The following is a 19,886-nucleotide window of genomic DNA, read 5'->3' as shown; positions in this document are numbered from 1 at the left end:
ATGATTAATGATTAAGAATATCTATTTTTTTCTACTAGCGACTTTAATTTCTGTTCAAGGTTTTTCTCAAACTGCAGAAATCAATCCACCAGATTATATAAAAACTGTCACTTTTAAAAGTCGCACCTCTTCTCAAGGTCAATTACCTATCATTCGTTTAGGTGAAGCTTTTAATTTAGAATTTGATGTGCTCTCAACAGATGAACCAGATTTTTATTATACGATTGAACATTATAATTATGATTGGACACAATCTAATCTGGTTAAAATGGAATACATGAAAGGCTTTGATAATTATAGAATTGTCAATTATGAAAACTCATTTAATGCGTATCAACTCTATTCTCATTATAATTTACAAATCCCAAATGAGCAAACTCGTGGTTTAACAAAATCTGGAAACTATATTATCTCTATATATAATGAAGATGAAGAGATTGTTTTTACTAGAAAATTTATGATTTACAAAGAGCAAGTAACCGTTGGTGTAGCTGTAAAACGTCTTAGAGATGTAAAACATATTGAAAGCAAGCAAAGTGTTGATATTGTTATTAATTCTGGAAGTTTAAATTTAAACAACCCAAAACAAAACGTTAAGACATTAATTATTCAAAACAATAACCTCAACACTGCCATTACAAATGTGAAACCTCAATACACCATTGGTAAAGAGCTCATTTATAAATACACGAACGAGACCGCATTTTGGGCCAGTAATGAATACCGGTTTTTTGAAACTAAAGATGTACGTGGTGCAAATGTTGGTGTTCAGTTTATTGATTTAAAAGACATCTACGAAAGTTATCTATATATTAATAGTCCACGAGACAAGAGACCATATACCTACAATCCAGATATTAATGGTAACTTTTTAATCACTGCATTAGACACCGAAAACGTTAATATAGAAGCAGATTATACTAATGTTCATTTTGCATTACGTCAACCACAATTAACAGATGGCAGCTCTATTTATGTCTACGGAAATTTTAACAACTACGCACTCAACGACCAAAACAAACTCACTTTTGATACCTCTGAAAGGCTTTACCAAACCACAATAAAGCTCAAACAAGGTTTTTACAACTACAAATATGTTGTTGTTGATGCTAAAGGACATTTAGATGAAGGTAGAATTAGTGGTAATTTTTGGCAAACCGAAAACAACTACAAAGTGCTTGTGTATTATAGAGATTTAGGAGCTCGTTATGATGAACTTATAGGATTTGGAGAAGCATCATCGGTAAATATTTCTAATTAATCTTTAACGATTAACTCCTTAAACGTATCATAAGTCAATTCTCTTTCAATAAAAGATTGAGAGGTTTCATCAAAAGACACACAATTCTCAATTGGTTTTGCATACAAGTGTAAACTCATAGATGCACCTTGACTACTATTTTTTAATTTATGAAATCCAATTTTATCATTCATGAATGTGAGTTGATTTGGCTTTATGTTACGAGCACCAACTTCACGCAAATACTGGTTAGCATCTAAAGTAAAATAAATTTCTTCCATTTCCCCTTCTAATAAATACACCCAACAGTCCTCACCATCATGACCATGAACAGCTGTTTCTTGTCCTTGATCCCAACACAATAAGATAAGTTCAAAATTTTCATCTCTAAATAAACAATTTCTTGTGTAGCTTTTGCTAGACCAACTCTCAAAAGGTGAAAAATCTATGGTTTCAAAATCAAAAGCATTTAGAATAGCGTTGTAATCTTCAATAGAAGATTGCGACAATAATTGTATTAAATTTTGAATGGTCTCAGAAGATTTCAATAGATATAATTGATTTTTAAAGGGATTATAATAATTTGTCGAGAAAATAAGGATAAATTTACAAAAGCCAAAATTAAAGAATTACGTTAACACATGCTTAAAGATCTTAAATTGTTCTCAGAACTTGTGGAATATCTCATTTCCGAAGAAAAAAACAATCCTGTTGCTACGCCAATTGACACGACATCTTTATATGAAACATTAGATCTTAGTTTAAATGACGATCCAATTATTGACGAAGATTTTACAAAGACATTAAAAGACATCATAAAAAGCACGCCAAAAACGGCTTCCACTTCCTTTTTTAACCAATTATTTGGTGGTCGAATTGACAGAGCTACGCTTGGTGATTTATTGGCAGTGATGCTCAATAATAGTATGTACACTTATAAAGTTGCAGGTCCACAGGTTGGTATTGAAAAAATCATTCTCAAAACCATTTGTGAGATGATTGACTATCCAGAAACTGCAGATGGCACCTTTGCTCCAGGAGGCTCAATGAGTAATTACATGGCTGTTTTGATGGCTAGAGACAACTACAATCCTAAAGCTAGAAATGAAGGTGTCACAAATAAAATGACTCTTTACACGTCTCAAGCTTCACACTACTCCATCGCTAAAAACGCATCGTTTATTGGTGTTGGTAGAAATCAAGTAAGAGCTATAAAAACAAATGACAAAGGCGAAATGCTGGCAACAGATTTAGACCAGCAAATCTCTAAAGATATTGAACAAGGTTACCAACCATTTTTTGTAAACGCAACTGCAGGCACAACAGTTTTAGGTGCTTTTGACAATGTCATACAAATTAGCAAAATATGTAAAAAACATGATGTGTGGCTGCATTTGGATGGTGCATATTGTGGTGCAGTAATTTTTAGTGATGACTACAAACATTTAGTAAAAGGGATAGAACACACCAATTCTTTTAGCGTCAATGCTCACAAAATGTTAGGCACACCTCTTGGTTGTTCTATTATTGTAACGAGAGATAAAAAACATTTATACCAATCGTTCTCCAATGAGGCAGAATACCTATATCAAACAAACGATGATGATTTTAACTTAGGAAAAACCTCTTTACAATGCGGTCGTAGAAATGACGCGTTGAAACTGTGGACCTTATGGAAATCTGTTGGAAATAAAGGACTAAAAACCATCGTAAACCATCAATTTAATATGGCCAATGTTGCAAGAAATTATATCAATCAACATCCAGATTACACCTTATATAGTTTTGATAATTCTATTTCTGTGTGTTTTAATTACAAAAACATACCTGCTAATAAATTATGTACAGGTTTATATGAAAATGCGGAACTAATGGTTGGTTTCGGAAATTTTAAAAATCAAGAATTTGTACGAATGGTTACCATTAATAGCCTTTTACAAGAAAAAGATATCATCAACTTCTTTACTAGAATCGAAAAATTTGCGAGCTCATCCGATTTTTAAAACAATTTATCGATAGTAGACTCTAAAAGTGTTAAAAATTTGCATTATTCTGAAAAAGTAGCCATTTTAGTAGAAAAATTACCCTATTTTTGTAGGCTATTGCTCAAATTGAATGGTACAACAAGTTACAAGTGGAATTAAAATATCTGTCGAAACATCTTTCGAAGGCACATTTTATAAAAATTATAAAGTGCATTTCGCCTTTGGTTATAAAGTAACGATAGAAAACCAAAGTAAAGATTCTGTTCAATTAAATTCTAGACATTGGAAAATCCTTGACGCTTTAAATAATGAAGAAATTGTTGATGGTGAAGGTGTCATTGGTAAGAAACCAGTTTTAAAACCTGGCGAATCTCACACCTATAATTCTGGTTGTCTTTTAACATCTCCTTTTGGTGCTATGCAAGGTCATTATAATATGATAAACTTCACAAACACCAATAAATTTAAGGTGATTATTCCTTCTTTTAAATTGAGTGCTCCTTTTGCTCTAAACTAGTAAGCTCAGTTCAAAATTTGATTGTATTTCTTTGTAGTTTCTAAAAAGATTTAGTCCATTATATTCAAACTGAATAACAATTATTAGGGTGTTCTCAGATTAGAACCTTCAAACACTTTTAAGTAGTTAAATTTATAGACAACATTATGCTGTTCAATTTTAAAAAACAGACAGTTAGAATCATGGCAAAACGTATAATCTTGTTGGGTATCAAATCCTGATCTTGAAATTTCATAGATACCATCTACATCAATAGTTCCGTAGGGAGAAATTCGCCTGTAACGATATTGAGTAGCATGATTAATGTTGTGCAACTCAAACCACGCTCCAGAACCAATTCCTGGCAACCATTGCGCATTAGAACTTAGCATGTCTAATGACTTAGGATGCAGGTTCCCAATTAAATTTGGTTCATACGATTTTAAACGATCTAAAAAACAACGTAAATTCTCAGATTTTGGAGAGCCTTTAAATTTTGATATATCACCTTTCTCACTAATACAATACGCTCGTTTTTCAGTATCAGAAAGCAACACATTGCCTACAGTACTTGGTGTAAACCATTTCGATTTAATTAATTTTTTACGTATCCTATCATCAGTCACCGAAGCAATTAAGGTCTCAGTCACAAAACGTGAACAATTGCTAGTCTCTTTCTGAAACACTGCATACTTAACGAAATATTGTTCTTGTAATGTATTAATATAAGCTTTAGCTTTTTGGTAGTTTACTGTCTTACATACTGACGCAACCAATTTACCTTCACCATGCGTCAACCTAGAATTGGTTGCTAAAAACTTTAGAATGTCATCAAGGTTTTTAATGTTGTTATTTTCAATTTGAGCACGTAAAGGAAAGTCTAATTCAAAATCTGTTTGCTTACTTCTAACTCTTCCGCTAGACATTGGCGACACATAACGTCCAAAATCATAATATTCTAAAACACCAGTATCTTTATCAATAAGAACTAAAGCTGCATGACCAGCACGCACATACCCTTTTTTACCAATACCAATATACCTCAAATAAGACAAAAACCGTTCATCAGGAATTTTGACAATCGTGTCAGGATAAGCTAAGCTAATTATAATACCGCTATTCATACGAGATTTAAAGTTGACTTTGTCTATTTTACAAAGGGCAACTTACAAAAAATTACTCATTTTTTTAACCTTGTTTTAATACTTGGCAATTCATTAGTCGCCAAAAAATCGTAACTTTGCAGCTTCAAAATAATAACCAAATTATAAATATATATTAAGATGGGAAAAGGATTTTTCAATGTACCAGTAGCTATAAATGAACCTGTTAAATCGTATGCTCCAGGATCTCCTGAGCGTGATGCAGTTTTAAAAGCTTATAAAAAAATGTTTAATGAGACTATTGATGTACCAATGTATATCAATGGAAAAGATGTAAAGACAGGAAACACAAAAACCATGTCTGCACCTCACGATCATCAACATGTTGTTGGAACTTACCATTTAGCCGAAAAGTCTAATATCGACGATGCTATTGCTACAGCTTTAGAAGCACGAAAAGAATGGTCTCAATTACCTTGGGAACAACGTGCAGGTATTTTCTTGAAAGCTGCCGAGCTAATCGCTGGTCCTTACAGAGCAAAAATAAATGCAGCAACTATGATTGCGCAATCTAAAACGGTTCATCAAGCAGAAATTGATGCGTCTTGTGAGTTGATAGATTTTTTAAGATTCAACGTACAATTCATGACAGACATTTATCATGAGCAACCAGATAGTACAAGTGATGCATGGAATAGATTAGAATATCGTCCGTTAGAAGGATTCGTATATGCTGTTACACCATTTAATTTTACTGCTATTGCCGGAAACCTTCCTGCTTGTATGGCAATGATGGGTAATGTTGTTGTTTGGAAACCTAGTGATAGTCAGATATTTTCAGCAAAAATCATTATGGATGTTTTTAAAGAGGCTGGAGTTCCTGATGGAGTTATTAATGTTGTATTTGGTGACCCAGTAATGATTACAGATACAATAATGGATAGTCCAGATTTTTCTGGATTACATTTCACAGGTTCGACTTACATCTTTAAAGAACTTTGGAAAAAAATTGGAAATAACATTCACAACTACAAAACATATCCAAGAATAGTTGGAGAAACTGGTGGTAAAGATTTTATTGTAGCTCATAAAAGCGCAAACCCAATTCAAGTAGCAACTGCTATTTCTAGAGGTGCTTTTGAATTTCAAGGTCAAAAATGTAGTGCAGCCTCAAGAGCATACGTTCCTTCAAATATGTGGGACACTGTAAAGAAACGTGTTATAGAAGATGTGAAGTCTTTTAAAATGGGTTCTCCAGAAGATTTAAGTAACTTTATCACTGCAGTAATTCATGAAGAATCTTTTGATAAATTGGCAAAGTTTATTGACCAAGCTAAAAAAGATAACGATGCCGAAATTATCGTTGGTGGAAATTACGACAAAAGCAAAGGATACTTTATTGAGCCTACAGTTATTGTAACAAGTAATCCTAAGTACACAACAATGTGTACAGAATTATTTGGACCTGTAATGACGATTTACGTTTATGATGAAGACAACTATTCTGAAACATTAAAACTCGTAGATAAAACAAGTGAATACGCATTAACAGGAGCCATTTTATCAACAGATAGATACGCTATACAGGAAGCTACAAAAGCATTACAAAACTGTGCTGGAAACTTCTATATTAATGATAAACCAACAGGAGCAGTTGTTGGTCAACAACCATTTGGAGGCGCAAGAGCTTCTGGAACAAATGACAAAGCAGGAAGTGCTCTTAACTTATTACGTTGGGTATCTCCTAGAATGATAAAAGAAACATTTGTAACTCCTACAGATTATCGTTATCCGTTTTTAGGTTAATTGATAACTAATTTATTTAAAAATCCTCAAACTTAACAGTTTGAGGATTTTTTTTGCCTTTCAACCTAAAACATTAAATAACATATAATTAACTAAATCAAACTTTGTATATTGTTAACCAATATTATTTAAATTAATCCACTATGAAAAAACATTACATTTTACTTTTATTAGTATTCCCTTTTCTAATTCAAGCTCAAACTGTTGAGTTTGAATCCACACTTACAGCTGATTTATCTGGCTATGCTGGAATTCCTCAATTTGCAGGTTTAGGTGAGTATGAAATATTTTTAGACACAGATAATGGTGTTCTTGACAAACCAATAATTCTGTTAGATGGTTTTGATCCAGGAGATACGAGAACCATACCTGGTATCTACAGTTTATTAGATTTTAATGGCACTAGTGGTGCACAAAATCTTGCAGACCTTGTAAGAGCAGAAGGCTTTGACCTTGTCATTTTAAACTTTCCTCAGTATTTTAAGTTAGCAGATAACTCATTGTTAAATATTGATGATGCTACAGATGTTAACTTAGACTTAGTTATTGACGAAGCAGATTATCCAGGAAGTACTTTGGTTGATGGTGGTGCAGACTTTATGGAACGTAATGCAATGCTATTAGTCGATTTAATTAACACACTAAACACAGACAAAGTTGGTGATGAAGACTTGGTTATAATTGGCCCAAGTATGGGTGGATTAATTTCTAGATTTGCATTAAACTATATGGAAGCGAATTCTCAAGACCACGAAACAAGACTTTGGATTTCTTTTGATTCTCCACATCTTGGAGCTAATGTTCCTCTAGGATTTCAACATCAATTTAATTTTCTAGCATTTGGGTTAGGTGACGACTTAAATATTGTTGAATTACAACCAATCGTTAACGGACTTTTAAAATCTCCAGCTGCAAGACAATTGCTAATAGATCATTTTGAATCACATTTAGCTTCTGGTAGTGATGTAGAATTTGATCCTACAAAACTGTTACCTGAATCACATCCTTACAGAGCAACTTTCCTAGGAAACATAGGAGGATATCCTCAAAACACGCGTAATGTATCTATGATTAATGGTAGTGGTATTGGTACACCTTATCAATCTACTGCTAGCACACCTGTAACTCCAGGATTTGTTGTTATTGCCGACACGTTTGATGTTCCCGACTCACCATTGCCAACGACAGCTCAAATAGGTATCAATTTGACACCTGCAACCGTAGACAATAGTCAACTAATAAGTAAAATATTAGTACAAGTTAATTTCTTCGGAACTATAGACCTTGTTGATGTAGAAGTAAATGCTCAAGCACCTTCTTTTTCTGATGGTGTTGATGCCGCTTCTGGTGGGCTTTTTGACCTTGGTGGATTTACTGAAGATCTAGGAACAGAAGGATTAATTGGAGACTTTTTAACCGCAATACAACTTGATAAATTTAGCTTTATTCCTTCTGTAAGTGGTATGGCATTAGAGATTACTAATAGCGAAGTTGATTGGTATCATGATATCAATTTAGGAACTCCTGGAAGCTCTGGAGACACAACCAATAATACACCATTTGTAAATTGGTATATGCCAGATGATAATGAAAATCATGTAGAGTTAACAGAGCAAAATGTGGCTTTCGCTTTAAGTGAAATTATGCCAGAAACATTATCTAATGTTGACTTTGAAAATTTTGCTACTCTTAAAATTGAGAAAAACCCAATTGATAACGAGTTAACTATACTAAGTAATAAGGTTGTTGACAATGCTACAATTTCATTAGTTGACATCACAGGTAAAATGGTATATCAATCTATTCAAACTTTAGATAGACGATTAACTGTACCATTACATTTAGATTCTGGGATGTACATACTTAATATTGAAACACAAAATAACCTTAAATATAGAACTAAGGTTATTGTGAGGTAAATCACATTTAATTATAAATCATAAAAAAGAGACTGGAATTATTCTAGTCTCTTTTTTTTTCTGAAATGTTCTATTCTGAAATAGGCCTACTCTAAAACTCAAGGATACTAAAACTAATACAATTAATCTAGGTTAAACGTGCCTTAAAGAATTACTATCATTTATTAACTAGCAACCATTTAACCTAAGTGTAATCAACAAAAAGAAGATAAGCTACGTTAGGTTAACTTTAATCTAATCACGACAATTGATAAACACAATCTTTTCTAAAAATAAGAATTGGTTAGAACGAAGAACTTTCAGCAAAATTCAAAATAAGAACATAAAAAAAACCTGAACTATATCAATATAGTTCAGGTTTTTAAATATTTATTTTAATCCTTTAATAATCTGTTAAGATTAATTAGAATTAGATATTAGTCAAAATCTTTAACTTCTCCTAAATCTGCTTTTTGAACATTTAATACTTTATTATCAGTTCCCACTACAAAAGCAACAAGCTCTAAATTAGCAGTATTTTGAACACTTGCCGGAACGGTTACAGAATAATTAGCAACAAAAGTACTTCCTGTAGCTGCATCAGCAAAAGGTATAGGATCACCATATACATCTGTAAATGTTGTTCTAGCAGTATTATCATGTACAAAATCCTGTATAGGATTTCCTTGTTGGTAATAAGGACTAGAAGGATCTCCATTGTAAAAATTAATTTGAGGATATACTAATCCATCTTCTAATAGATACACTACAATTCTGTTTTCTGAAGTGATTTTTAAATCATAATGTACTTTTACTTCAGCAGTTATTGTATTACCAGAAATAGATGAGCTTATTGCTAGTCCCATATTTTGTCTATTATTTAATAAAGCTGCTGGTTGAGCTGTAGATTCATTCCAATTAATGGTTCTATTAACTCTTCCTGAAGGAAAACCAGTAATATTAAAAGTATTTAATAAAGAAGTAATATTTGGAAATGGCATATCATTATCATCATGTAATGCTACAGGTATAATGTTACTATTTGATGCAACTGCTTGTTCTAAAGCGTATGCCAATCTAGGGCAATATTGACACCAAGTACCAGTATAATCTTCAACCATTACTTTAGTAGTATGTGTTGACTCAACAGCTTTTAATTCAATCGTATTAGATGTTAATGTGCTTCCGTCTTCTAATTCATAAGTTGCTACAACATTATAAGTTCCAGGATTTGCAAAAGTAACTGGGTTTGTTACTACTCCTGTATCTGCAGTTAATGTTGAATTAACAGTGACTTCGTTACCTAAATTTGTAACTACCAATAATGATGCTTGACCATCATCATACCAAAAAGAATCGGTAGTAGATGACAATGTTATAGAAGTTGGTACTGGTATTGGTTGTACAGTAATTGTAGTTGTACTTGTTAAACCACCACTTGTTGCAGTAACCTCAAAGCTACCTGCAGTACTAAATGCATAAGGATTAGAAATTACAGTTCCTCCAACTTTTAACTCAGAACTTGTTGTTACATTAGCTCCTAAATTGTTTGTCACTGTAAAAGTAACAGATTCTCCCGCAAAAACAGTAGAAGGATTTCCAGTTACTGTTATTGAAGATGCAGCACCTCCATCATCTGAGCCTCCACAAGCAAAAGCAAAAACCACAAAGGTTACTACTGCTAATTGTTTTAAAATACTTTTAATTTTCATTTCGGAATGTTTTTTGATTTAGTTAATTTAAAGTCAGACTGTCTCACCTTTTTTTTAATAGCCAGCAATTTATGATTTTATTCTTAAAATTTTTAAGAATAAAACACTAATTTTAACAAATAATTAAAAATCCACCTAATGAAACAACTTCTCTATTTACTACTATTTACTTTGAGTTTTAATCTTTCAGCTCAAGAAAATTTACCTACCGCAGAAATCAAAACCTTAGACGGTAACACCACAACACTAGAAAAAATAAGCAAAGACAACGACCTAATCGTAGTTTCTCTTTGGGCAACTTGGTGTGTACCTTGTAAAAACGAATTAGATGCAATAAGCGAAGTCTATGTTGATTGGCAAGACGAAACTGATGTTAAATTATACGCGATTTCTGTAGACGACTCTAGAACAGTTAGTCGAGTAAAACCTTTAGTAAATGGAAAAGCATGGGATTTTACCATATTATTAGATACAAATAACGATTTAAAAAGAGAATTAGGAGCAGCTACAGTTCCACTCACATTAATAATTAAGAACGGCAAAATTGTTTACAGACATTCAGGATACACTCCAGGCTCTGAAGACGAACTTTTTGAAGAAATCAAAAAACACTCCTAAACCTAACTCTAATCTAATCAACCCTTAACATGAAAAAAACTACGGTTTTATTTTTGCTAATACTTCCTATATTAAGTTTTGCACAAGAAACAGAAAACGAAAAAAAAACTAAATTTGATCAATTTTTAAATAACTTAACAGGTAGTTTTGAGACTAATGCTCAATGGTATGTTAATGATGATGTTTTAGGAGACTTTAGTGATCCTATTCCAGAATTTGACTTAGAAAACAAACATTTAAGAGCAAATAGTTATTTAAGATTAGATTATAATTTTTTAAAGAACTTCACAATTGGCTTACAAGTAGAAAGCTATGAACCTTTACCCTTATTAAGTTACTTTCCAGAATACAAAGGAACAGAGTTATCTAATTATTACATCAATTTTAGAAATGAGAAACTAGATATTACAGCAGGTCATTTTTATGAGCAATTTGGTAGTGGTTTATTATTAAGGGCTTTTGAAGAAAGACAATTAGGACTAAATAATGCTTTAAGAGGTGGACGTATAAAATACATGCCAACCAACTACTTAAATTTTACAGCCTTATATGGAAAGAACAGAATTGGTTTTGAACATTCTGAAGGCGATGTATTTGGCTTAGATGCTAATGTAGATTTAAAAGAAGTATTAGATATTGAAAGCTTATCTAGATTTAACTTTGGAGCAAGTTACGTTGGTAAGAGTGAAGATTTCACGCCTCCTATTGATGAGTTTGACCCAGAAAACACGTTTGACGACAGCGACTTTCCAGAATTAATTAATTCTTTTGCATTTAGATTTGATGTTGACTTTGGTAAATTATTTGTAAACACAGAATATTCTTTAAAAGGCAAAGACATCTCTTATACGTCTGCATCTGTAGGTCAACCTGAAATTATAGAAGGCAAATATTTTGATGGTAGTGCATTATTGTTCACCACAGGATATACAGTTAAAGGTTTTGGAATTTCTAGTACGTTTAGACGATTAGAAAATATGGCGTTTTTCTCTGATAGAAATTTAGTAAAACCAGGAAATAACCCTTTTGGAATGGGTAGTATTAACTTCACTCCTGCTTTAACCAAACAGCAAGATTACTCATTGTCTAATATTTATTTATATCAAGCACAAGCACCTCTTACTATTCAAAATTATGGAGGACAAGCTGGAGAAATTGGCGGACAAGTAGATATGTATTATTCTTTTAAAAAGGGATCAACAATTGGCGGTAAATATGGTACAAAATTAACAATGAACATGTCGTACTGGTCACTTTTAGACGCTACTTTTGACCAAGACAATTCGGCTTACACTAGTGAGTTTTTAAAATTTGGTGAGAAGCTTTACAGAGATATTAATTTTGAAGTTAAGAAAAAGTGGTCAAAAGACTGGAGCACTGTATTCTTTTACCAAAACCTGTCAATAAACAAAAACTTAGCCATTGAAGGATCTTATATTCCTGATGATAAACAAATAAAATCTAATATCATTGTTGCAGAAGCTACAAGGAAATTTAGCAAAGGACGATCAGTGCGACTCGAATTACAACATTTATCAACTAAAGAAGATAGAAAAAATTGGGCAGGAGGTACATTAGAATATGTTGTAAATCGAAACCTATCTTTTTACGCAGCAGATATTTATAATTATGGTAACGATATTGACGAAGAGCAACTACACTACTATAATTTTGGAGGAAGTTACACAAAAGGAGCAACTAGAGTAGCACTTAACTACGGTAGACAACGTGGAGGATTATTTTGCGTTGGAGGTGTATGTAGAATTGTACCAGAAAACGTAGGTTTATCTTTAAACTTAACAACAGCATTCTAATTGATAACAACATAAAATCAAAAAAGCTTCATGAGATTCATGAAGCTTTTTTTATCCGCGATATTTTATTGGTAAATGCACCACCTTTTTAGTCTCAAAGAATTCTTCTTTAAAATAATCTTCAAGATTATAAATTGTTGCTGTTTGGTATGGTTGTAATTCTTCAGTAAGATCTCCACCTTTGAGGTATAAAATACCGTTTTTAAGCTCGTGTTTTTGAGTTTTTGCAATTTTACCTTTTACCCAATGAACAAAAGTTGGCATTGCAGCCACTGCTCTACTTACTATAAAATCAAACTGCTCATCAATCTCCTCTACTCTACTATGTGTTGTCTTAACATTTGTGAGACCTAAACCTTCAACAACTTCATTAACAACCTTTAATTTTTTAGCAATACTATCCACCAAATGAAATTGACATTCTGGATGTAAAATAGCTAATGGTATTCCTGGAAAACCACCACCTGTTCCAACATCTAAAATATTAGAACCAGGTTTAAACCTAATCACTTTAGCAATACCCAAAGAATGTAATACATGACGCAAATACAACTCGTCAATATCTTTACGAGAGACCACATTAATTTTTAAATTCCAGTCTTTATAAAGGTCTTCTAATTTTTTAAACTGAAGGATTTGTTCTTCGGTTAAATCAGGAAAATAATGTTGGATTAGCTTCATTTTTTAAGATTTTGACAAAAGTATGTATTTTTAAGTGGATATTTTTAAGATTTAATTATACTTCACACAGCTTTTATTATTTATCTTTGTAAGTAATATGAAAATGTGATTTATCACGTTATATTGAAAATTAATAGCATGAGTAAACAAACTTTAACCTTCTCTAGAACAGATTCTGCAAAATTCTTCAGAACACTAAACAAACGTGTTAATGACTATTTTAAAGAAAATAATATAAAAAAAACAGGAAACTGGAAGCTTTACATCAAAGCTATAGTAATGTTCACATTGTTACTTGGTCCTTTAGTGCTCTTATTGACAGTTGAACTACCTATTTGGTTACAAATCATCAGTATGATGGTTATTGGTATTGGTATGGCAGGTGTTGGTATGAATGTTATGCACGATGCTAATCATGGTTCTTTTTCTAGTAAAAAATGGGTAAATAAATTAATGGGAAGCAGCATACATATATTAGCTGGTAACGATTATAACTGGAAAGTACAACATAATGTATTACACCACACATATACTAATATTCAAGGACACGATGAAGACATTGATGCTGGAAGAATAATTCGTTTTTCTAAACACTCTAAATGGTTGAAAATTCATCAATATCAAAAATATTATGCCTTCTTATTATATGGTTTGTTAACTGTAAATTGGGCAATCACAACAGATTTTAAACAAACGTATCAATATCTTAAAAGAAAACTCTCTTATGGAGAATTTCCTAATCCTGCTACACAATGGACTAAATTAATTATAGGTAAAATACTATATTATTCTATTTGGGTAGTATTACCTATAGCTTTAGGTTACGCTTGGTGGCAAGTTTTAATAGGATTTCTAATTATGCATTATACAGCTGGTATTATTTTAAGTGTCGTTTTTCAATTAGCACATGTGATGCCAAATACCGAAATGCCTTTACCAGACGAAAATGGTACCATGAAAAATACTTGGGCTATACATCAATTATTTACCACATCTAATTTTTCTCCTAAAAGCTGGATAGTAGAATTTTACACTGGAGGATTAAATAGACAAGTAGAACACCATTTATTCTCAAATATAAGTCATGTTCATTATAAAAATATTGCAAAAATTGTAAGAGAAACAGCTCACGAGTTCAGTTTACCTTATAACGAATACAATTCTATTTGGACAGCTATTGGAGAGCATTACCAACAACTAAAAGAATTAGGTAAAAAGCCTAGCATGGCTTAATACAATTTCTAGCTTAAAATCAACTAATCACATACAATGACACAACTTTCAGAGAGAGTTCTCAACATGGCAACATCTGCAACATTAGCAATGGCTGCCAAAACTAGAGAGCTAAAAGCAGAAGGAAAAGATATTATTGGCTTAAGCCTGGGAGAACCAGACTTCAATACACCTGATTACATTAAAGACGCAGCTATTCAAGCAATACATGACAACTATAATTCATACACTCCTGTTGATGGTTATGTAGAATTAAAAGATGCCATAATCAACAAATTTAAACGAGATAACCATCTTAATTATAAGCACTCGCAAATAGTAGTATCTACAGGAGCTAAACAATCATTAGCCAATATTGCTGCGGTTATGCTTAATAAAGGAGATGAAGTAATTTTACCTTGTCCATATTGGGTGAGTTATAGTGACATCGTTAAACTTAACGAAGGTGTTCCTGTAGAAGTAAAAACATCTATAGAAAACGATTTTAAACTCACACCTCAACAATTAGAAGCTGCAATCACACCAAAAACGAAAATGATTTGGTATAGCTCTCCTTGTAACCCAAGTGGATCAGTTTACAGTAAAGACGAGTTAAGAGCATTAGCAGATGTACTTCAAAAACACCCAAATATTGTAGTTGTTTCAGATGAAATTTATGAGCATATCAATTTTATTGGTGGTCATGCAAGTATGGCGCAATTTGATGATATGTTTGATAGAACTGTAACGGTTAATGGTGTTTCAAAAGCCTTTGCTATGACAGGTTGGAGAATTGGATATATTGGAGCTCCCGAAACTATTGCAAGAGCTTGTACTAAAATGCAAGGTCAAATTACAAGTGGTGCAAATTGTATTGCACAACGCGCTGTAATTACGGCTTTAAATGAGTCGCCATCTCGAGTACAATTCATGATTGATGAGTTTAAAGTAAGACGAGAATTAATTCTTGGTTTATTGAGCGACATCGAAGGATTTAAAACAAACGTACCAGAAGGTGCATTTTATGTGTTTCCTGATGTGTCGCATTTCTTCGGAAAAACGCTCAAAGGACAAAAAATAGAAAATGCTACCGATTTTTCGCTCTATTTATTAGAACATGCAAATGTAGCAACTGTAACAGGTGTTGCTTTTGGTAATCCAGACTGTATTCGTATTTCTTATGCAGCATCGCAAGAACAAATTATTGAAGCGATAAAGAGGATTAAAGATGCTGTGAGTTAAACAGACATACAATCTAAAAACTATAATAAGACCTTTCAGAAATTAAAAATCTGAAAGGTCTTTTCTTTTCATCCATACTGGATTCTATAAAACCAATACAAAACAATTGATCCTACAATAATCCCAATAATTATTTTCTTGATGAGTAGTCGTCTATTTCCTCTTTTCGTTTTTATTCTAATACGTCTCAAAACATGAGGTGATACTTTAGGCATAACATATTGTTTATACCCTAAAGGTTTACTAGAGACTCCATTCATTTTTGTAAATGGTTTGCGTTTTCCGTTTTTTAATAATTTTCTATTATTATTAATTGTAGTATTCATTGATCCTATTGAGCTCATAATATCTTTTTTTTATGCCGAAATATCTTCCAGCAGTCCAACCGTTAAAATTGAAGTATATCAAACCTTTCGAGATAAAAAATATGCCGAAAACGTATTGAATAAAAATGTAAAAGATAATATGAGGAAACGCTCAGTAATATCAGTTAAAAAGGTCATTTATAGTCTAACTATAATATAAAGCCAAGAACTATGGCAAAAACAGACAATTTTAAAAGTGTTTCGATACTTGAAGTGAATTGATATTGTCTGCCTTTTATGCGTTGCTTAATACCAAAGATTGATTTTGAATTTGCATGATGTAAATTACATGCTACAATAGACTTGTAATTAGAATTTAATAAACCTTGAGGTCTAACAAATTCGGTTTCTAATCTAGGTTTAGGTGAAGGCTCTAATTTTTGTGATGTTAATACTAATTCCATGATTGATTGATTTAATTGGTTATACAAATAAGACGCACATTCAAACAAAATGTTACAAGCTATTCATTTTATAACCCCTTAAAAACCAATGTGAAATTCTCGAAATACCTATAAATATTAATATTTCCGAAGAAAAAATATTTTAAAAAAAAATTAAAATCTTATCTATTTCTCCAGAAAAAAGGAGTCAATAAAATCAAAACTGTGAAGAGTTCTAAACGACCAATAAGCATCAAAAATGCAGACCACCATTTTCCTAAAGCTGGCAACTCAGCATAATTATTAACTGGCCCAAAATTACCTAGAGCAGGACCAACATTACCCAAACTTGAAGCCGATAAACCAATTGCAGATTCAAAATCTATATGCATCATAGAAAACACCAATGCGCCAACTATAAAAGATAACATATATAGAATAAAGAATCCCAAAATATTAAATACAATGTCTCCATTTACCGCTTTTTTATTATAACGAACAGGCAATATAGCATTTGGATGTAATGCACGTTTAAATTCTAGAAATCCATTTTTTATCATAATCATGTGACGCACAACTTTTACTCCACCTGATGTACTTCCTGCTGAACCTCCTAAAAACATGAGCCCAAAAAAGAACACAACCAAAAATGGTGTCCATAATGTGAAATCTGCAGTGACAAAACCAGTGGTTGTTATCACAGAAATTACTTGAAAAAGTGCATGTCTAAAAGATGCTTCGGCTTTTCCTAAAACCATAGGATGATCAATTGTTGAGATTGAGAAATCTGCTCTAAAGTAGATAATAAAAGCAGCGATAATTGTAAATAATGCTATGAATTTAAAATACAATTTAAACTCTTCATCGAAGATTGCTTTCTGTATTTTCCCTTTGAAAGCAAAGTAACTTAGTACAAAGTTTGTTCCTGCTAAAAACATAAATACGATGATAATATATTGTATTACCGGTTGTCCGTTCCAGTAGGCTACACTTGCGTTTTTGGTTGAAAACCCACCAGTTGACAACGTACAGAGTGAATGATTTATAGCATCAAAAAATGTCATTCCCGCAACTTGAAGCAAAATAGTTTCGGCTGCTGTATAACCAAAATAGATAAGCCAAAGACGTTTTGCAGTATCTGTAATTCTAGGATGTAATTTATCTGCGTTAGGTCCTGGAGCTTCAGCTGCAAAAAGCTGCATACCTCCAATCCCTAGTAATGGTAAAATAGCAATGGCAAGAACGATAATTCCCATACCACCAATCCAATGTGTCATACTACGCCAAAACAAAATCCCTTTTGGTATGGCCTCAATATCATTTAAAATAGTAGATCCTGTTGTCGTATAACCAGACATCGTTTCAAAAAACGCATTTGTAAATCCAGGAATAGATCCAGAAATTAAATAAGGTAATGTACCAGTCAATGTCATGACAATCCAACCAAAAGCTACTACAAGATAACCATCTCTTTTATTGAGAACTTTTTTATGCTTTTTAGTTGAAAACATTAAAGCAACACCCATCAAAACAACGATAAGACCCGAAGACAAGAGTTCTAATGTTACGCCATCTTCATAAATAAGACTTATGATAGTAGACAATAACATGAATCCTCCATTGAAAAGACATAACAACCCGAAAAAATGAAAAATGATTTTGTAGTTAAGTTTCATGTGTTCGTTTATAATTTTTATTAAAAGTCACATGGTTCATTCAAAGAAAATTTATCTTTATCCTTACAAATATAGAATGAATGGTTCATATGGTCGTTAATAATTTTTTTTGATGGTCATAAGAAACATTCAAAGAATAGGCAAATAGATCATTTATAATATGGATTGAATGTTTCATGTCTTAAAATTAGAAAAAGAAACGTTCTACTTGAGTTATAGATCTAGGTAAAGAACATACAACGACCTTATCTCCCATTTGGATCTGAAAATCTCCTAACGGAATAAGTCCAACATCATCACGAATCACACCTCCAATAATTGCTGATCGTGGAAAATCTAAATCTTTAATTTTCTTTTTGGTAATTTTAGATTGAGAATTAACATCAAACTCCAATAACTCGGCATTCATATTGGTTAGTTTAGTCATCGCAACAACTTCACCACGTCTTATGTATCTAAATATATTATTTGCTGCAAGAAGTTTTTTGTTGATTAACGTATCAATACCTATAGATTGAGATAATTGATAGTAATCCATATTTTCAACCAATGCGATTGTTTTTTTAACGCCTTTTGATTTTGCTACAAGGCAGGACATGATATTGGTTTCAGAATTTCCTGTAACCGAAATAAACGCATCCATACCTGAAATATTTTCTTCATCAAGCAACTCTACATTTCTACCATCACCATTTATCACTAAAGCGTTTGATAAATCATCTGCACATTCAAAAGCAACTTCACTATCTTTTTCTATAAGCTTAACTCTAAATTTACTTTCGCAAAGGTCCTTGGCTGTTTTATAGCCAATTTTACTTCCGCCTAAAATCATGATATTTTTAAGCTCTGTTTTTACTTTTCCCGAAAGTTCAAATAACTCTTCATCACCACCTTTAGAGGTCATAAAAACAACTTTATCACCTTCTTTGAACTCTGTATCTCCTCTAGGAATAATTGTATATTGAGTCCCAAAACGTTGTATAGCTATAGGTAAAAAGTGTAACTCTGGAAACACTTCTGCAGCTTCTCTTACCGTTTTACCTACAAAACTTGCAGTTCTTGATAATCGCAAACTAAGCATCGTTAGCTTGCCTTCTTCAAATTCATAGGTATCATTAAATCCATATTGATTTAGAAGTAATTCTATTTCTGAGGCTGCTAAAATTTCTGGTGAGATTAATTCATCAATTCCAAATTTTGCAAATCCTATATCGTCCGTTTCATCTAAAAATTCAGAATTTGATATTCGAGCAATGGTTTGTTTGGCTCCTAATTGTTTTGCAAGTACACAAGCTGTAATGTTTGTAGTTTCCGAAGATGTTACAGCGATAAATAAAGCAGCTGTATTAATTCTAGCATCTCTTAAAATTGCAATTGAAGTCACATCACCTTTAATAACTCTAATATCTAAGTGATCGCTTGCATAAGCTAAACTATTTTTGTCTGTATCGATTAATGTAATCTCTTGAGACTCGTATGATAAAAGCTTAGCTAAATGAAATCCTACTTCACCAGCACCTGCAATAATTATTTTCATAGAAAATTGTATTCAAAAAAAATATAAACCTGAGTTCGATCTAAGGTTGCAAATATACTACTTTATTATGTCATTGATATCCTTGTAAATTAATGCAGATATTATTTTAAGCTATTTG

17 protein-coding genes are annotated in these 19,886 nt (G+C 32.2%); 9 read left to right on the top strand and 8 right to left on the bottom strand.

What is annotated here, in order from left to right; genetic code table 11:
• Window positions 1–7 precede the first annotated feature (7 nt).
• A complete protein-coding gene (locus WNY78_RS02915) occupies window positions 8–1,261 on the top strand; it encodes a type IX secretion system plug protein domain-containing protein (protein WP_342871677.1) in 1,254 nt (417 codons plus the stop codon).
• On the opposite strand, the gene WNY78_RS02910 is transcribed toward WNY78_RS02915, so the two are convergent.
• On the bottom strand, window positions 1,258–1,788 hold the full coding sequence (locus tag WNY78_RS02910; RefSeq protein WP_342871676.1) for a cysteine dioxygenase family protein: 531 nt from the start codon (window positions 1,786–1,788) through the stop codon (window positions 1,258–1,260). The genes WNY78_RS02915 and WNY78_RS02910 overlap by 4 nt on opposite strands.
• A gap of 93 nt (window positions 1,789–1,881) precedes the next feature.
• Between WNY78_RS02910 and WNY78_RS02905 the strand changes: the two genes are divergently transcribed.
• Complete coding sequence (locus WNY78_RS02905; protein WP_342871675.1) at window positions 1,882–3,243, top strand: aminotransferase class V-fold PLP-dependent enzyme; 1,362 nt, start codon at window positions 1,882–1,884, stop codon at window positions 3,241–3,243.
• A 112-nt stretch (window positions 3,244–3,355) separates the two neighbouring features.
• Entirely contained in the window at window positions 3,356–3,742 is a 387-nt protein-coding gene (apaG, locus tag WNY78_RS02900) for a Co2+/Mg2+ efflux protein ApaG (protein ID WP_040281349.1), read from the top strand.
• Window positions 3,743–3,825: 83 nt separating this feature from the next.
• Here the strand turns inward: apaG and WNY78_RS02895 are convergent, their stop codons facing one another.
• Window positions 3,826–4,845 carry a DUF6695 family protein gene (locus WNY78_RS02895; protein WP_342871674.1) on the bottom strand — a complete coding sequence of 340 codons (1,020 nt, stop codon included), beginning with the start codon at window positions 4,843–4,845 and terminating at the stop codon, window positions 3,826–3,828.
• Between the two features lie 159 nt (window positions 4,846–5,004).
• On the opposite strand from WNY78_RS02895, the gene pruA reads away from it, so the two are divergent.
• Window positions 5,005–6,630 (top strand): L-glutamate gamma-semialdehyde dehydrogenase, encoded by a 1,626-nt coding sequence (gene pruA / locus WNY78_RS02890; RefSeq protein ID WP_342871673.1) that lies wholly within the window; start codon window positions 5,005–5,007, stop codon window positions 6,628–6,630.
• A 143-nt stretch (window positions 6,631–6,773) separates the two neighbouring features.
• Window positions 6,774–8,549 carry a T9SS type A sorting domain-containing protein gene (locus WNY78_RS02885; protein WP_342871672.1) on the top strand — a complete coding sequence of 592 codons (1,776 nt, stop codon included), beginning with the start codon at window positions 6,774–6,776 and terminating at the stop codon, window positions 8,547–8,549.
• A 416-nt stretch (window positions 8,550–8,965) separates the two neighbouring features.
• Here WNY78_RS02885 and WNY78_RS02880 read toward each other — a convergent pair whose 3' ends face one another.
• A complete protein-coding gene (locus tag WNY78_RS02880; protein WP_342871671.1) occupies window positions 8,966–10,240 on the bottom strand; it encodes an Omp28-related outer membrane protein in 1,275 nt (424 codons plus the stop codon).
• 138 nt (window positions 10,241–10,378) lie between these two features.
• Here WNY78_RS02880 and WNY78_RS02875 point away from each other — a divergent pair, with 138 nt between their 5' ends.
• Window positions 10,379–10,858, top strand: a complete 480-nt coding sequence (locus WNY78_RS02875) for a TlpA disulfide reductase family protein (protein ID WP_342871670.1) — start codon at window positions 10,379–10,381, stop codon at window positions 10,856–10,858.
• Window positions 10,859–10,887: 29 nt separating this feature from the next.
• On the top strand, window positions 10,888–12,672 hold the full coding sequence (locus WNY78_RS02870; protein WP_342871669.1) for a DUF6029 family protein: 1,785 nt from the start codon (window positions 10,888–10,890) through the stop codon (window positions 12,670–12,672).
• Between the two features lie 51 nt (window positions 12,673–12,723).
• On the opposite strand, the gene rsmG is transcribed toward WNY78_RS02870, so the two are convergent.
• Entirely contained in the window at window positions 12,724–13,353 is a 630-nt protein-coding gene (rsmG, locus tag WNY78_RS02865) for a 16S rRNA (guanine(527)-N(7))-methyltransferase RsmG (RefSeq protein ID WP_342871668.1), read from the bottom strand.
• Window positions 13,354–13,491: 138 nt separating this feature from the next.
• Between rsmG and WNY78_RS02860 the strand changes: the two genes are divergently transcribed.
• Together WNY78_RS02860 and WNY78_RS02855 are read left to right on the top strand one after the other, a co-directional pair.
• Window positions 13,492–14,586, top strand: coding sequence for an acyl-CoA desaturase (locus WNY78_RS02860; RefSeq protein WP_342871667.1), 1,095 nt, complete (start codon window positions 13,492–13,494; stop codon window positions 14,584–14,586).
• A 36-nt stretch (window positions 14,587–14,622) separates the two neighbouring features.
• Window positions 14,623–15,807 (top strand): pyridoxal phosphate-dependent aminotransferase, encoded by a 1,185-nt coding sequence (locus tag WNY78_RS02855; protein ID WP_342871666.1) that lies wholly within the window; start codon window positions 14,623–14,625, stop codon window positions 15,805–15,807.
• Window positions 15,808–15,875: 68 nt separating this feature from the next.
• Here the strand turns inward: WNY78_RS02855 and WNY78_RS02850 are convergent, their stop codons facing one another.
• The 4 genes from WNY78_RS02850 to trkA all read right to left on the bottom strand — a co-directional run bounded on the left by WNY78_RS02850 (window position 15,876) and on the right by trkA (window position 19,768).
• Entirely contained in the window at window positions 15,876–16,151 is a 276-nt protein-coding gene (locus WNY78_RS02850) for a hypothetical protein (protein ID WP_342871665.1), read from the bottom strand.
• Window positions 16,152–16,321: 170 nt separating this feature from the next.
• Entirely contained in the window at window positions 16,322–16,576 is a 255-nt protein-coding gene (locus WNY78_RS02845; protein ID WP_342871664.1) for a hypothetical protein, read from the bottom strand.
• A gap of 161 nt (window positions 16,577–16,737) precedes the next feature.
• Window positions 16,738–18,231, bottom strand: a complete 1,494-nt coding sequence (locus WNY78_RS02840; RefSeq protein WP_342871663.1) for a potassium transporter TrkG — start codon at window positions 18,229–18,231, stop codon at window positions 16,738–16,740.
• A gap of 187 nt (window positions 18,232–18,418) precedes the next feature.
• Window positions 18,419–19,768, bottom strand: a complete 1,350-nt coding sequence (gene trkA / locus WNY78_RS02835; protein ID WP_342871662.1) for a Trk system potassium transporter TrkA — start codon at window positions 19,766–19,768, stop codon at window positions 18,419–18,421.
• Window positions 19,769–19,886 lie beyond the last annotated feature (118 nt).

The organism is Psychroserpens sp. AS72, from assembly GCF_038900375.1.
Classification (GTDB): Bacteria; Bacteroidota; Bacteroidia; order Flavobacteriales; family Flavobacteriaceae; genus Psychroserpens.
Note: the sequence above shows the minus strand (reverse complement) of the source record. Positions and strands in the feature narration are given on the sequence as shown.

Excerpts from the sequence above, each read along its gene's own strand:
- WNY78_RS02915 (WP_342871677.1), top strand. The coding sequence starts at position 8 with ATGATTAAGAATATCTATTTTTTTCTACTAGCGACTTTAATTTCTGTT.
- WNY78_RS02905 (WP_342871675.1), top strand. The coding sequence starts at position 1,882 with ATGCTTAAAGATCTTAAATTGTTCTCAGAACTTGTGGAATATCTCATT.
- apaG (WP_040281349.1), top strand. The coding sequence starts at position 3,356 with ATGGTACAACAAGTTACAAGTGGAATTAAAATATCTGTCGAAACATCT.
- WNY78_RS02895 (WP_342871674.1), bottom strand. The coding sequence starts at position 4,845 with ATGAATAGCGGTATTATAATTAGCTTAGCTTATCCTGACACGATTGTC.
- pruA (WP_342871673.1), top strand. The coding sequence starts at position 5,005 with ATGGGAAAAGGATTTTTCAATGTACCAGTAGCTATAAATGAACCTGTT.
- WNY78_RS02885 (WP_342871672.1), top strand. The coding sequence starts at position 6,774 with ATGAAAAAACATTACATTTTACTTTTATTAGTATTCCCTTTTCTAATT.
- WNY78_RS02880 (WP_342871671.1), bottom strand. The coding sequence starts at position 10,240 with ATGAAAATTAAAAGTATTTTAAAACAATTAGCAGTAGTAACCTTTGTG.
- WNY78_RS02875 (WP_342871670.1), top strand. The coding sequence starts at position 10,379 with ATGAAACAACTTCTCTATTTACTACTATTTACTTTGAGTTTTAATCTT.
- WNY78_RS02870 (WP_342871669.1), top strand. The coding sequence starts at position 10,888 with ATGAAAAAAACTACGGTTTTATTTTTGCTAATACTTCCTATATTAAGT.
- rsmG (WP_342871668.1), bottom strand. The coding sequence starts at position 13,353 with ATGAAGCTAATCCAACATTATTTTCCTGATTTAACCGAAGAACAAATC.
- WNY78_RS02860 (WP_342871667.1), top strand. The coding sequence starts at position 13,492 with ATGAGTAAACAAACTTTAACCTTCTCTAGAACAGATTCTGCAAAATTC.
- WNY78_RS02855 (WP_342871666.1), top strand. The coding sequence starts at position 14,623 with ATGACACAACTTTCAGAGAGAGTTCTCAACATGGCAACATCTGCAACA.
- WNY78_RS02850 (WP_342871665.1), bottom strand. The coding sequence starts at position 16,151 with ATGAGCTCAATAGGATCAATGAATACTACAATTAATAATAATAGAAAA.
- WNY78_RS02845 (WP_342871664.1), bottom strand. The coding sequence starts at position 16,576 with ATGGAATTAGTATTAACATCACAAAAATTAGAGCCTTCACCTAAACCT.
- WNY78_RS02840 (WP_342871663.1), bottom strand. The coding sequence starts at position 18,231 with ATGAAACTTAACTACAAAATCATTTTTCATTTTTTCGGGTTGTTATGT.
- trkA (WP_342871662.1), bottom strand. The coding sequence starts at position 19,768 with ATGAAAATAATTATTGCAGGTGCTGGTGAAGTAGGATTTCATTTAGCT.